The sequence below is a fragment of the Pseudomonas sp. F3-2 genome, assembly GCF_038804275.1.
Classification (GTDB): domain Bacteria; phylum Pseudomonadota; class Gammaproteobacteria; order Pseudomonadales; family Pseudomonadaceae; genus Aquipseudomonas.
The window spans coordinates 5,681,604-5,695,807 of record NZ_CP152388.1; the positions used below are offsets into that span (position 1 = coordinate 5,681,604).

Here is a 14,204-nt window from a genome sequence, read left to right on the forward strand (position 1 = left end):
GGCCTGAAGATGCTCAGGCCGATTCCAACAGCAACTTAGTGAAACAGCACCGCAGTCTTCTGCAGGGTGATCCACACGCCCCATGCCAGTGGAATGCCCACTGCCAGCCAGGCCAGGATCGCCAGAGGCTTGGTGCTCGCGTCGGCTTTCCACTCAAGGGAAGTGGTGTGGTCGGCGCCTGCATCGTGACCAATTGCCTGCTCGGCTTTCAGCTGAGCGTCGGTCATGAAGTATTTGTCGGCCACCGGGCGCACCAGCATGTTGCAGATGAAGCCCAGTACCAGCAGGCCGGCAAGGATGTACAGCGTGATGTCGTAGGCATCGGCGCGCGCAACGCCGTGGCTCAGCTGATACTCACGCAGGTAGTTCACCAGTACCGGACCCAGCACGCCAGCCGCTGCCCATGCAGTCAGCAGACGACCGTGGATCGCGCCTACCATCTGAGTACCGAACAGGTCGGCCAGGTAAGCCGGAACGGTCGCGAAGCCGCCGCCGTACATCGACAGCACGACACAGAACGCAGCCACGAACAGCGCAACGCTGCCCAGATGACCCAACGTCGGAACGGCCGCATAGAGCAGGAAGCCCAGCGCGAAGAACACGAAGTAGGTGGCTTTACGGCCGATGTAGTCGGAGAACGACGCCCAGAAGAAACGACCGCCGATGTTGAACAGGCTCAACAGACCGGTGAAGCCTGCGGCGATAGCGGCGATGGCCGCCAATTGCGAGGCATCCAGTTGCGCGAAGCCCTGATCGCTGCCCAGCAGTTTGCCGCCGAACACTTCCTGCAGCAGCGGCGAGGCCATGCCGAGGATGCCGATACCGGCCGAAACGTTCAGGCACAGCACCAGCCAGACCAGACGGAATTGCGGGGTTTTCCAGGCAACGCTCACGTGCACGTGACGGTTGGTGATCATCGCGCTGTTGGTTTTCTTCGCCGGAGCGGTCCAGCCCTCAGGTTTCCAGCCGGTAGGCGGAACGCGGTACGCCAGCGCACCACCGATCATGAAGACGAAGTAGATCGCGGCCATGGCCACGAAGCTCTGCCATACACCGACGCTGTCCGGGGTGGCGAAGTGGCTCATGAGCGCGGTGGCCAGTGGAGCGCCGACCATTGCACCACCGCCGAAGCCCATGATGGCCATGCCGGTCGCCATGCCGCGTTTGTCCGGGAACCACTTGATCAGCGTCGAGACCGGCGAGATGTAACCCAGGCCCAGGCCGATACCGCCGATGACGCCCGAACCGATCCACATCAGCCAGATCTGGTGGGTGTAGACACCCAGCGCCGAAATCAGCAGACCGCCACACCAGCACAGTGCGGAAACCACACCCGCCTTGCGTGGGCCGGCGTGTTCCAGCCATCCGCCCCAGATCGCCGCCGAGCAGCCCAGGAAGATGAAGAACAGCGTGTAGATCCAGCCAAGCATTGAGATCGGCCAGTCACAGCTGGACGAGAACACTTGTTCGAAGAAGCCCATGTCCGGTGCGCAAGCGACGGCGGTCTTGATGCCGATGGCCTTGGACAGCGGCAGCCAGAACACCGAGAAGCCGTAGGCCATGCCGATGCAAAGGTGAATGGCCAGTGCCGCCGGCGGAACCAGCCAGCGGTTGAAACCGCGTTTGGCGATGATGCGCTCTTTGGACAAGAACGCAGGCTGAGCGACAGTGCCGCCCAGAGCAGTGCTTGTAGTCATTGATTAATGCCCCTAATTTTGTAGTGGTGTCCCGCAAGAACAGCGACATCTTTCTGCCACCCCTCTTATGCACGCAGGCACTGGCGGTTTTATCGGCAGAAAGTCTCATTACGTGACAATTCGACGCAGCAAGACTGGCGAACGGCGAAAGATTACCATTTGAGACGTGACAGAAAGCATTCTGCTACTACCTTTTTTATGCCATCTGTCATCCTCAAGCAGTCCAATCGAACGTCGGGAGCAACGCTTGCCCGTCATCGGTTGTAAAGCAGTCGTGAAACCAGCACATCGGCAGTATCAGGCGCCCCAGCGTGCGAAGCCTTGCGACGACGTTCTCGTCAGTCGCGGAACGCGCTGCGCAGCTGACGCCTTTTTTGTGTTCACATTGGCTACGCTTGCGCGCGAATGCCGCCGCAGAAACCGACGTCCCCATGAGAACGCTATACTCGCGGGCTAAATTTTGAACGACTCGAATACAAGGACTCGCCCATGAAAGCGTTCGGCAAAATCCTGGGACTCTTCATTCTCGGGCTGTTGCTGATCATCGTGGCTCTCGGCTTTGCCTTGACCCATCTGTTTGATCCCAACGACTACAAAGACGAGATTCGCAAACTGGTCCGCGATCGCGCCCACGTCGAGCTCACGCTCAACGGCGACATCGGCTGGAGCCTGTTCCCCTGGCTGGGTCTGGAGTTGCATGACGCCAGCGTCGCCACCTTGAGCGAGCCGACCAAACCGTTCGCCGACCTGCAGATGCTCGGGCTTTCCGTTCGGGTCCTGCCGCTGCTGCGCAAAGAAGTGCAAATGAGCGACGTGCGTGTCGAGGGCCTGAACCTGACGCTGACCCGCGATGAAAATGGCCACGGCAACTGGGAAGACATCGGCAAAGTCCCCGCCAGCACCAACGCGCCATCGGCGCCGCAGAGCAAGCCCGAGGCCACCGCCGATTCGGCAGCGGCCAAGCCCGACAAGCCCTGGCAACCGCTCAAGCTGGACATCGACAGCCTGACCGTGAACAACGCCCGCATCGATTTCAACGACATTCCCAAAGCCCGGCAATTCTCCGCCGAAAGCATTCAGCTGAGCACCGGCCCGATTCATAACGCCACCGATATCCCGGTCAAGCTGACGGCCTTTCTCAGCACCAACCAGCCGGTGGTGCGGACCAAAACCGAGCTGACCGGCAAACTGCGATTCGACCGGGCGCTCAAGCGCTACCAGCTCGACGACATGCGCTTCAGCGGCGAGGCGGCGGGCGATCCGCTGCAGGGCAAGACGCTTACGTTCTCGGCCCAGGGTCAGCTGCTCGCGGACATGACGGCAAACGTCGCCGAATGGACGAATCTGAAACTGTCCGCGAATCAGCTGCGCGCTCTCGGCGAGCTGCATGTGCGAGATCTGGACAAGACGCCTCAGTTGAGCGGCGGCATCTCTATCGCTCAGTTCAACCTGCGCGACTTCCTCGAAAACATCGGCCAGCCAGTGCCGACGCTTGGCGAAGGCAGCCTGAGCAAGTTCGAAATGGTCAGCCGCATCGCCGCCACGCCGAGCAGCGTGTCGCTGGACGACCTGACGCTGCGGCTGGATGACAGCACGGTTACCGGCCGCGTGGCGGTCGAAGATTTCGCCAGACAGTCGCTGCGACTGCAGCTGCGCGCCGACACCTTTGACGCCGACCGCTATCGTCCGCCCCAGAGCGAACAGGCGAAGAATGCCGGTGCGGCGCGCAAATCCGAGGTCCAGAGCGGCGAAGCCGAGGCCTTGGCCGCGTCGGGCACTTCGCCGCTGCCAAACCAGCCGACGCAAGTCGCCTGGAGCGACGCACGCCTGCTTCCACTGGAGCGCATGCGCAAACTCGACGTCGATGCAAATCTGACCTTCGGCAAGCTGACCGTCGAGAAGCTGCCCATCCAGAATGCCGCCCTGAAAACGTCGGCGCTGGACGGTGTCGTCCGGCTCGACAGCTTGCGTGGCGATCTCTACAACGGCAATTTCGAGGTGAAGGGCAATCTGGATGTTCGCCCCGAGGTTCCGCTTGCAAGCGTGCAGACCCGCATCGTCAAAGTGCCGGTCGAGCACTTCATTCAAAGCCAGGGCACTGCACCACCGTTGCGCGGCCTGATGAACCTGACCAGCGACGTCACCGCCAAGGGCAACAGCGAGAAGGCGCTGGTGGAGAGCCTCAACGGCACGGCCAGCTTTGCCCTGAACGATGGCGTGCTGGTTAATGCCAATCTGGAACAGCAGCTGTGTCGAGGCATTTCGACCCTCAATCGCAAAACCCTGAGCGGCGAACCTCGTGGCAAGGACACGCCATTCCAGCAGCTCAACGGTAGCCTGGTATTTCGCAACGGCGTGGCCAGCAATCCGGACCTGAAAGTCCGCACACCCGGGTTGACCGTCAACGGCGACGGTGACATCGACCTGCGCGTGATGGGCATGAATTACCGCGTCGGCGTGATCATCGAAGGCGACAAGAGCGACATGCCGGACCCGGCGTGCGAAGTGAATCCACGCTTTGTCGGCATTGAATGGCCGATCCTCTGCCGAGGCCCGCTGGAGTTGGGCGCCAAGGCCTGCCGACTGGATAACGAAGGCCTGGGCCGCGTCGCTGCAAAGCTGGCGACGGACCGGATCGGTGACAAAATCGATGAAAAACTCGGCGACAAGGTCAGTCCCGAGCTCAAGGACGCCATCAAGGGACTGTTCAAGCGGTAAGATAGTCAGCCCGCGTAACCACTGCGGGAGCGGATGAATTCGCTCCCGCAGTAGTCCGGGTTCCTACACATGGATGCGCCATTTCTCTCAGTCCGGAACCACGATGCAACCCGAGCAGTTCTCCACCGCCGTCCTCGACTGGTACAACAGGCACGGTCGCCACGATCTTCCCTGGCAACACGACATCACGCCCTATCGCGTCTGGGTATCGGAAATCATGCTGCAACAGACCCAGGTCAGCACTGTTCTCAACTATTTCGACCGATTCATGGAGGCGCTGCCGACCGTGCAGGCGCTGGCCGACGCGCCCGAAGACGAAGTGCTGCACCTGTGGACGGGGCTGGGCTACTACACCCGAGCACGCAACCTGCAGAAGGCCGCGAAGATCGTCGTTGCCGAGCATGGCGGAGAATTCCCGCGGGACGTTGAAAAGCTCACCGAACTGCCCGGAATCGGCCTGTCGACCGCCGGCGCGATCGCCAGCATCAGCATGGGCCTGCGGGCGCCGATCCTGGACGGCAACGTCAAGCGCGTGCTGGCGCGCTTCACCGCTCAGGAGGGCTACCCGGGCGAGCCCAAGGTCGCAAAACAGATGTGGACCACCGCGGAGCGCTTCACACCGTACAGCCGCGTCAATCACTACACTCAAGCGATGATGGACCTGGGCGCGACGCTCTGCACACGCAGCAAGCCCAGTTGCCTGCTGTGTCCGTTGGAGCGAGGCTGCGAGGCGCACATGCTGGGTCAGGAAACACGCTACCCGATCCCCAAGCCGCGCAAGACCGTGCCGCAAAAGCGGACCTTGATGCCGATGTTTGCCAACGATCAGGGCGAAATCCTGCTGTACCGTCGCCCCTCGACAGGCCTGTGGGGAGGGTTGTGGAGTTTGCCGGAACTGGAAGACTTCGATGACATGCAGCATCTGGCCGATCAGCACGCGCTGGCGATGGGCGAGCACCAGGCGTTACCGGGGCTGGTGCACACTTTCAGCCATTTCCAGCTGACCATCGAACCCTGGCTGGTCCGGGTCGAGGAGTCCGCCCATCACGTGGCCGAGGACGACTGGCTCTGGTATAACCTCGCCACCCCGCCGCGCCTGGGCCTCGCCGCCCCGGTCAAGAAGCTGCTCAAACATGCAGCCGACGTATTGAATGCAGGAGAGTCGTCATGACCCGCACCGTAATGTGCCGCAAGTACAAAGAAGAATTGCCAGGCCTGGAACGCCCACCCTACCCGGGCGCCAAGGGCGAGGACATCTACTACAACGTCTCGCAGAAAGCCTGGGCTGACTGGCAGAAGCACCAGACACTGCTGATCAACGAGCGCCGTCTGAACATGATGAACGCCGAAGACCGCAAGTTTCTGCAGACCGAGATGGACAAGTACCTCTCGGGCGAGGAATACGCCAAGGCCGAAGGCTACGTTCCGCCGTCCGAATAACCCTTTGCAGACAGTGTTCATCGTAAGCGGAGGAAATAATTCAAATTTTTTTCAACAACACGCTTGACGACCTCCTGAAAAACACGTCTAATGCGCCCCGTTGCCCAGATAGCTCAGTCGGTAGAGCAGGGGATTGAAAATCCCCGTGTCGGCGGTTCGATTCCGTCTCTGGGCACCAAATACCGAAAAACCCCTGCATCGAAAGATTCAGGGGTTTTTTATTGGGCGCGATTTATTCAGCTCTGTTTCATCCTGCCGCGCTTGGTAAAAACCCAGAGCTGCGATTCAATAGCCCCTCGCGACACCACCCTCGCCTGCATAAGGACCGAACACGCATGGCCTCCCCAGACAAACAGCAGAAACGCGCCCAGCGGGCCAAAGCCAAGGCCAAGCAGAACCGTTCCGGCAAGGGCAAGCCGAGCCCGGTTCACCCGGTGCTCAACCACGCGTTCGTGAATGAACCCTTCGACGATGTTTTCCTGGATCTGGCGAAATTCGACTTCAAGGACATCATGGAAAACGGCTTCGAGCCGGCCGACTACGACGACCTGTTCCAGGCGATGCAAAAGGCCGAGGGCATCAGCCTGCTGGCGATGTGCGTGGTTTTCCTGCAGTACCCGGTGCTGGAGCTTGTGATTGCCGAGGAAGAAGAAGACCCGGCGACAGATTTCCTGATGGCCCTTTTGATCACCTATCGCGGCATCTTCCACGATGAAGAAGAGGACGTGACGGTCGAGTGGCTGGGCAGCGACGAATTCCAGGACGCGTACAACGAAGCGTCTGACATCCTGCAGCGCAAGAATGCGCGAGACGCAGGCCGCCGCTGATACTGCGTTTTTTAATTTGCATGACACCGGTCAAGACGGTAGCTTCGCGCCACCACGAGAATGCAACTCCTTCTCAACAAGGCTCCCGTTTTGACCATGCCCCATCCTTCCCTTTCAGCGTCCACTGCGCCTGACGTTCACCGCTACACAAGGTCCCGAATTCTTCTGCATTGGCTGTCTGCTGTTGTAATCCTCTGGGCGACCTTGAGTGGCTTCGGTGTCGCGCTTCTCGATGCGGATCATCCGTTTCGGCAGTGGGTGGAGTCTTTCAATCCTCAGCTGACGAGCCTCTTCATTCCCTTCTTTGCCTGGCGAACCTGGCTGGCGCTCCGGGCCAGACCTCACCGCCCTCGCCAACCGCAGGAATGGCTCGCCAGTGCGGCGCACACGCTGATCTACGCAGCGGTGTCTGGGGTATTGATCACCGGCGTGCTGATGATGAGCCATCCAGTCACGCTGATGGCGCTCATACCGCTGCCACAGCTGATCCACTCGAAGATAGCCCTGTTGCGGCTGCATGACCTGCATCACATGCTGTGCGCGGTTTTGGCGGGATTGGTGGCGCTGCATCTGTCGGCAGTGGTGATGCATCAGGTGCGGGGGAAATCGGTGCTGGGAAGAATGCGTCCAGAAAGGTGATCACGGACGAGTGGCTCCCACCTCATCGCAGCCGCATCGTCACCCAATGTGCGTACAAAAAAAACGGCCACCCTCATTTCTGAGGGCAGCCGCTTTTATCTTGCCGGCGAACCCGGCTCATTCACGTCTCAATTGAGCACGACTTTCCCCGCCTTCACCGCCTTGCGGCGGTTCGACACGATCAGGCCGGCCGCAACGACGATGATGCTCAGTAAGCCGGTCGCGATGATCTCCATGCGATGGCCTTCCTGGAACAACATGATCGTCAGCACGGCGACGATGAACACGATCACAGCCCAGGTCAGCCCCGGAAAGAGCCACATGCGGAAGTCGATGGCCTGGCCTTCGGCTTCGCGCTTGCGGCGCATGCGCAGCTGAGAAACGGCGATCACCAGATACACCAGCAGCGCGATGGCGCCGGAGCTTGCCAGCAGGAAGTCGAACACGGCAGCTGGCGCAACGTAGTTGGCGAACACCGCCGCGAAGGCTGCCGCCGTCGACAGCAGCACCGCCCAGTACGGTGTACCGGCCTTGCTGGTGCGTTGGGAAACGGCAGGTGCGTCGCCGCGCTTGCCGAGCGAGAACAGCATGCGCGAAGCGGTGTAGAGCGCCGAGTTCAGGCAACTGGTCACCGCCACCAGAACCACCAGGTCGACGATCAGCTTGGCGTTCGGAATGCCCATCAGATCGAGGACCGTCTGGTAAGAACCCACCTCGGCCAGTCGGCTGTCGTTCCAAGGCACCAACGCCACGACCAGGAAGATCGAGACCAGGTAGAACAGGCAGATCCGCCAGATCACGGAGTTGGTGGCTTTGGTGATTTGCTGGCCCGGGTTCTTCGATTCGGCGGCCGCGATGGTGACGATCTCAGTGCCCATGAACGAGAACATCGTGGTCAACATGGCAGCCAGCACAGCGCCCATGCCGTTCGGCAAAAAGCCCTGAGTGTCGTAGAGATGGCTGACGCCGCTGACCTGGCTGGCAGGCAGCAGGCCGAAAACCGCAGCCACGCCCAGGATGACGAAGCCGATGATTGCCAGCACCTTGATCAGCGCGAACCAGAACTCGAACTCACCGTAGTTCTTCACGCTGAACAGGTTGGTCGCCGTCAGCAACAGGGTGATCACGAGGGTGAAGACCCAGATGGCGATGTCAGGGAACCATGCGTGCAGGATCGTGGCGGCGGCGTTGGCTTCCAGCGGAATCACCAACACCCAGAACCACCAGTACAGCCAGCCGATGGTAAAACCCGCCCAATGACCGATCGCACGGTCGGCGTAGGTGGAAAAGGAACCGGTGTCAGGCGAAGCGACCGCCATCTCCGCGAGCATGCGCATTACCAGAACCACCAGAGTGCCCGCTGCGGCGTATGCCAGCAGCACGGCAGGGCCCGCTTCGGCGATGGCATGGCCGGAGCCGACAAATAGCCCAGCGCCAATCACGCCAGCAATCGAGAGCATTGTGATATGCCGCGATTTGAGCCCCTGATCGAGGTTTGAAGAATTTGGGGTACTGCTCATGGAAGCGACCTTTGAGGAGTTTTCATACGGATCAGGACGTGAAGCGACCGTTCGTAAAGAGAAGACAACAGTCCTGTTATTTATTTTTTACGCAAAAACTACGCCAAAATATTTCAAAAGCGACGTCGTGCGTGGATATGCCTGTTGCAGAGGCGTCGGGTAAGTCCCTGAATGGAATAGCATTTAGCCACTCCTGTAGGAATTGTTACCGAGCGCAACAGAATAGAGACGTTTTGTCGCACCGAAAATACACACACGCGACTGATTAGCACCAAATAAGCGCATTTATCAGACCATCGATCCCGCCGCTGGCCGAAATACCCTTCCCCACGGCGTTTAAAGCTGGCACCATCGCGCCCTTTTTGCGCAAGGGCAGCTCGGTTCCCGTGCGCCAGCCAGTTATTGAAAACAGAGGACTGCACATGGCTGAGGCCACGCCCGCCCTGGAAATCCGCGATCTGCATAAACGCTACGGTCAGCTCGAGGTGCTCAAGGGCATATCGCTTACCGCGCGCGAGGGTGACGTGATTTCAATTCTGGGCTCCTCCGGCTCCGGGAAATCAACGCTGTTGCGCTGCATCAACCTGCTGGAGAATCCGCATCAGGGCGAGATTCTCGTGGCAGGGGAAGCGCTCAAACTCAAAGCTTCGCGCAAGGGTGAACTGATCTCGACCGACAACCGTCAGATCAATCGCCTGCGCAGCGAGATCGGTTTCGTTTTCCAGAACTTCAATCTATGGCCTCACATGACAGTGCTCGATAACATCATCGAGGCGCCGCGCCGTGTGCGGGGGCAAAGCAAGGCCGAAGCGATCGAAATGGCAGAAGCATTGCTGGCCAAGGTCGGGATCGCCGACAAACGCCATGCGTATCCGGCGCAACTGTCGGGTGGTCAGCAACAGCGCGCCGCCATCGCCCGCACGCTGGCGATGCAGCCTAAAGTCATCCTGTTCGATGAGCCGACTTCGGCACTCGACCCGGAGATGGTGCAGGAAGTGCTTAATGTGATTCGTGGTCTGGCGCAGGAAGGCCGGACCATGTTGATGGTGACTCATGAAATGAATTTCGCCCGGCAGGTTTCCAGCGAAGTGGTGTTCCTGCATCAAGGGCGGGTAGAAGAACAAGGATCGCCGCAGCAGGTCTTCGATGACCCGCAGTCGGCGCGCTGCAAACAATTCATGTCCAGCAATCGCTAACGGAGCAACACCGATGCAGACCCTGAAAAATCTTCTGTTGGCCGCTGCCGCTACCCTGGCAGTCGGCTCCAGCGCTTTTGCTGCCGAGACCCTGAAAATGGGTGTCGAGGGTGCCTACCCGCCGTTCAACAACAAGGACGCCAGCGGACAGGTCGTAGGCTTCGACGTCGAGATCGGCAACGCGCTGTGCGCCAAGATGAAGGTCACCTGCGAAGTGGTCACCTCCGATTGGGACGGCATCATTCCAGCCCTGAACGCGCAGAAGTTCGACTTCCTGATCTCTTCGATGTCGATCACCGATGAGCGCAAGCAAGCGGTCGACTTCACCAACCCGTACTACTCGAACAAGCTGCAATTCATTGCACCGAAGGCGACGAATCTGAGCGGTGACGTCAACGCCATCAAGCAAGCACTGACTGGCAAGACCATCGGCGCCCAGCGCGCAACCCTGTCGGGCACCTGGCTGGCTGATAACTGGGGCGACGTTGTTACCGTCCAGACGTATGACTCTCAAGAGAACGCCTTCCTGGACCTGGCCTCCGGTCGAGTCGACGCGCTGCTTGGCGACAAATACGCCAGCTACGAATGGCTGAAAAGCAAAGAAGGCCAGAACTTCGAGTTCAAAGGTGAACCGTTGTCTGAGGATGACAAGATCGGCATTGCCCTGCGCAAAGGTGACCCTCTGCGCGAGAAGCTGAACGAAGCCCTCAAGGGCATCATCGAAGACGGCACCTACAAGAAGATCAACGACAAGTACTTCCCTTTCAGCATCCTCTGATCTGCCCGATCGATACCGTCGCGGCTCCATCAGCGCGGCGGTTTCTGTCCTCTGACCAAGCAAAGCCATGAACCTCGATTTACAAGGATTCGGCCCTGCCCTCGCGGCTGGTGTGCTGATGACCCTCCAACTCGCCCTTTGCGCCCTCTGCCTTGGCCTCGTGCTGGGGCTGCTCGGCGCGCTGGCCAAAACCTCGTCTAACCGGGCGTTGCAATGGCTGGGCGGTGCTTATTCGACACTGGTGCGCGGCATCCCTGAACTGCTGTGGGTATTGCTGATTTACTTCGGCACGGTCAGCAGCATGCGCGCGATCGGCCAGGTGTTCGGCATCCCCAACCTGTCGCTGAGTGCCTTTGCTGCAGGCGTCATCGCGCTGGGTCTGTGCTTCGGCGCGTACGCCACCGAAGTGTTTCGCGGTGCGATGCTGTCGATTCCCAAAGGGCACCGCGAAGCCGGGCTGGCACTGGGCATGTCGCGAGCACGGATTTTCATCAAACTGGCCTTGCCGCAGATGTGGCGCATCGCGCTGCCGGGGCTGGGCAACCTGTTCATGATTCTGATGAAAGACACCGCGCTGGTGTCCGTCATCGGCCTGGAAGAAGTCATGCGCCATGCGCAGATCGCGGTGACCACCACCAAACAGCCGTTCACTTTCTATATGGTCGCTGCGTTCATGTATCTGGGCATGACTGCGCTGTCGATGATCGGCCTCGCGTGGCTGGAAAAGCGCGCATCGGTCGGCTACGCGAGGAGCGCTTCATGAACTGGGAATTCGTCCTCAAGTGGCTGCCCAAATTGCTTCAGGGCGCCACACTGACGCTGGAACTGGTGGCCATCGCCGTCGTTGCCGGCCTGATCCTTGCGATCCCGATGGGCATCGCGCGCGCCTCGCGCAACGCCTATGTGCGGGCGCTGCCTTACGCCTACATCTTCTTCTTTCGCGGCACGCCGTTACTCGTCCAGCTGTTCCTCGTCTATTACGGGCTGGCGCAGTTCGAGGCCGTGAGGCATGGCCCGCTGTGGCCCTATCTGCGCGATCCGTTTTTCTGCGCCGCGCTGACCATGACCCTGCACACCACCGCTTATATCGCCGAAATCCTGCGCGGCGCGATTCAGGCCGTTCCGCCGGGCGAAATCGAAGCAGCGCGGGCCTTGGGCATGTCCAGAGCCAAGGCACTGCTTTATATCGTCCTGCCTCGCGCGGCGCGTATCGGCCTGCCGGCCTACAGCAACGAGGTCATTCTGATGCTCAAGGCCAGCGCACTGGCGAGCACCGTCACGCTGCTGGACATCACCGGCATGGCCCGCACCATCAACGCCCGGACCTACATGCCCGAACAGACGTTCTTCATCGCCGGGATGATCTATCTGGTGATGTCCTTCGTGCTGGTGCAGGGCTTCAAGCTGCTTGAGCGGTACTTGCGCGTGGATGCCAGTCAAGGGCGATGATCTGACCCAGGCCTGAGAGTGTGAGCTTGCGCACGAAGGCTGCCGCCCAGGCAGCAAAGCCCGTAAGCTTGCCCCCACAGCCCAGACCGCCGCCCAACCATGCATCTTCAAGCCGCCGACCTGAAACCTCGCTTCCACGCACTCGATGCCTTCCTGCTCGCGCACCAAGACCTTTGGCGTCCGAAACCCTTCACCCATCGCCATCTGCCATGGGAAGCGCACCATCCGCAATTGTCGAGCTGGTTACGGCAGCGCTCGCTGGAACAGGCAGAAGCAGCGCATAACCACCCGGAACAACTCGACGCGCCAGAGCCGTTTACGCAGATCGCCAGACAATCGAAAGCGCTGAGCGAAGTAGAGGCCCTGCCTCGCATCGCTCTGGGGAACGTGTCATCGCGCATGAGCGTCGACGTTCCCGGCCGTAAATGGCAGCAGATCGAAGCGTTCGCCAGCAGCCTCAGCTTCAGGAACACACCCACGCACTGGCTCGACTGGTGCGCCGGCAAAGGCCATCTCGGCAGACGCCTTGCTCAGGATGGCCAAGCGCTGACCTGCCTAGAGTACGACGCGAAGCTGGTAGACGCCGGCGAGCGGCTCAGCCAGAAGCTCGGCGTGCCTGCCCTGCATGTGCATCAGGACGTCATGACTGCGCAAGCAGCGACTCGGCTGCAATCCGCGCACACGCCCGTTGCGCTTCATGCCTGCGGTGACCTGCACGTGCGCCTCATGCAACTTGCCAGCGACGCCGGCTGCCAGAACATCGCCATCGCCCCCTGCTGCTATAACCGCATCGCCTGCGATCACTATCAGCCGCTTTCTGCAGAGGGCCAGACCTCCGCGCTGCAACTCTCCATTGATGACCTGGCCCTGCCACTCAGCGAAACTGTCACCGCTGGGGCACGCGTCCGACGCCAGCGCGACCAATCAATGGCCCGCCGCCTGGCGTTCGACCTGCTGCAAAGGCAACTGCGCGGCACCGACGAGTACCTGCCCACCCCTTCTCTACCGATCGCCTGGCTGGATAAACCATTCGCCGGCTACTGCCGCGACCTCGCCGCACTCAAACAACTGCCGCCGCCTGCTCACCAGAATTGGGATGCCCTTGAAGCCGCCGGATGGCAGCGACTGGCCGAAGTGCGCAACCTCGAACTGCTGCGCAACCTCTTTCGCCGGCCGTTGGAGCTTTGGCTGGTCCTCGACCGCGCGCTTTATCTTCGCCAGCGCGATTATCACGTTCGCATCGGCACCTTCTGCGAAAGCCAGATCACCCCACGCAACCTGCTCATCCTCGCCGAGCGAAAATGAAACGCTTTAGGCGCCCCGCCCTGTGGATAACTCTGTTGAAGAAATTCCGGCGAACGTACATAAAACGCGCTTTGCAGCCGATTTAACAATTTGTTCACTTTTTATACAGCTGTTAAATTTTTGTAAAAACAGTAGCTTGCGAACGAACCCGCAAAATTTTACAAAATCGGTACTCAGCGCCCGCCCCACCGGCCCATTGTGAATAACGGTCAGCACGACATCGCATAAGCAGCGCAAAAAAACTGAAATTAAGGCTTTACTCGATCGATCAAATCCCTATAATCAGCGCCCACACGCCGGTATAGCTCAGTTGGTAGAGCAACTGACTTGTAATCAGTAGGTCCCGGGTTCGACTCCTGGTGCCGGCACCATGACTCAGCGAGAAAGGCTCACCGAAAGGTGGGCCTTTTTTGTTTTTGTGCCGTAGGCTTCTTTCGAAGCTACAGATCGCGGCGGCGGTTTCTCTCCTGCAGCGACAATGCAAATCAGGTGCGCGGTCTCCATAACACGATTCTGGCGTTCTTACCCTATAGATAGGACGATGATCGCGTCGACAGTTGAAAGGTTAGGAACGTGCACTGATGATTTTCAGCATGGCAGGAGTAGCGAAGCGGCAGACCGATCTTTCGATATCG

At 59.9% G+C, this 14,204-nt stretch carries 12 protein-coding genes and 2 tRNA genes; 12 read left to right on the top strand and 2 right to left on the bottom strand.

Going from position 1 to position 14,204, the window contains the following annotated elements; translation table 11 throughout:
- Positions 1–35: 35 nt before the first annotated feature.
- Positions 36–1,697, bottom strand: a complete 1,662-nt coding sequence (locus AAGQ88_RS25305) for an OFA family MFS transporter (protein WP_093465750.1) — start codon at positions 1,695–1,697, stop codon at positions 36–38.
- 489 nt (positions 1,698–2,186) lie between these two features.
- On the opposite strand from AAGQ88_RS25305, the gene AAGQ88_RS25310 reads away from it, so the two are divergent.
- From AAGQ88_RS25310 to AAGQ88_RS25335, 6 genes are all read left to right on the top strand, one after another.
- Positions 2,187–4,415: an AsmA family protein gene (locus AAGQ88_RS25310; RefSeq protein ID WP_342653928.1), complete on the top strand. Its 2,229-nt coding sequence runs from the start codon at positions 2,187–2,189 to the stop codon at positions 4,413–4,415.
- A 103-nt stretch (positions 4,416–4,518) separates the two neighbouring features.
- Positions 4,519–5,586, top strand: coding sequence for an A/G-specific adenine glycosylase (mutY, locus tag AAGQ88_RS25315; RefSeq protein ID WP_342653929.1), 1,068 nt, complete (start codon positions 4,519–4,521; stop codon positions 5,584–5,586).
- On the top strand, positions 5,583–5,855 hold the full coding sequence (locus AAGQ88_RS25320; RefSeq protein WP_342653930.1) for an oxidative damage protection protein: 273 nt from the start codon (positions 5,583–5,585) through the stop codon (positions 5,853–5,855). The genes mutY and AAGQ88_RS25320 overlap by 4 nt, the downstream gene beginning before the upstream one ends.
- Positions 5,856–5,957: 102 nt before the next feature.
- Positions 5,958–6,033 (top strand) — tRNA-Phe (locus AAGQ88_RS25325).
- 157 nt (positions 6,034–6,190) lie between these two features.
- A complete protein-coding gene (locus tag AAGQ88_RS25330; RefSeq protein ID WP_342653931.1) occupies positions 6,191–6,682 on the top strand; it encodes a hypothetical protein in 492 nt (163 codons plus the stop codon).
- 96 nt (positions 6,683–6,778) lie between these two features.
- A complete protein-coding gene (locus AAGQ88_RS25335) occupies positions 6,779–7,321 on the top strand; it encodes a cytochrome b/b6 domain-containing protein (RefSeq protein ID WP_342655886.1) in 543 nt (180 codons plus the stop codon).
- A gap of 128 nt (positions 7,322–7,449) precedes the next feature.
- Here the strand turns inward: AAGQ88_RS25335 and gabP are convergent, their stop codons facing one another.
- On the bottom strand, positions 7,450–8,841 hold the full coding sequence (gene gabP, locus AAGQ88_RS25340) for a GABA permease (RefSeq protein ID WP_342653932.1): 1,392 nt from the start codon (positions 8,839–8,841) through the stop codon (positions 7,450–7,452).
- 422 nt (positions 8,842–9,263) lie between these two features.
- Between gabP and AAGQ88_RS25345 the strand changes: the two genes are divergently transcribed.
- From AAGQ88_RS25345 to AAGQ88_RS25370, 6 genes are all read left to right on the top strand, one after another.
- Positions 9,264–10,037, top strand: coding sequence for an ABC transporter ATP-binding protein (locus AAGQ88_RS25345; protein ID WP_285425276.1), 774 nt, complete (start codon positions 9,264–9,266; stop codon positions 10,035–10,037).
- A gap of 13 nt (positions 10,038–10,050) precedes the next feature.
- A complete protein-coding gene (locus tag AAGQ88_RS25350; protein ID WP_342653933.1) occupies positions 10,051–10,815 on the top strand; it encodes an ABC transporter substrate-binding protein in 765 nt (254 codons plus the stop codon).
- Positions 10,816–10,882: 67 nt separating this feature from the next.
- Complete coding sequence (locus tag AAGQ88_RS25355) at positions 10,883–11,578, top strand: ABC transporter permease subunit (protein ID WP_342653934.1); 696 nt, start codon at positions 10,883–10,885, stop codon at positions 11,576–11,578.
- A complete protein-coding gene (locus tag AAGQ88_RS25360) occupies positions 11,575–12,264 on the top strand; it encodes an ABC transporter permease (protein WP_342653935.1) in 690 nt (229 codons plus the stop codon). Before AAGQ88_RS25355 ends, AAGQ88_RS25360 begins: the two co-directional genes overlap by 4 nt.
- Before the next feature lie 99 nt (positions 12,265–12,363).
- On the top strand, positions 12,364–13,569 hold the full coding sequence (locus tag AAGQ88_RS25365) for a methyltransferase (RefSeq protein WP_342653936.1): 1,206 nt from the start codon (positions 12,364–12,366) through the stop codon (positions 13,567–13,569).
- A gap of 295 nt (positions 13,570–13,864) precedes the next feature.
- Positions 13,865–13,940: transfer RNA gene (locus tag AAGQ88_RS25370), tRNA-Thr, on the top strand.
- The last annotated feature ends 264 nt before the right edge of the window (positions 13,941–14,204 follow it).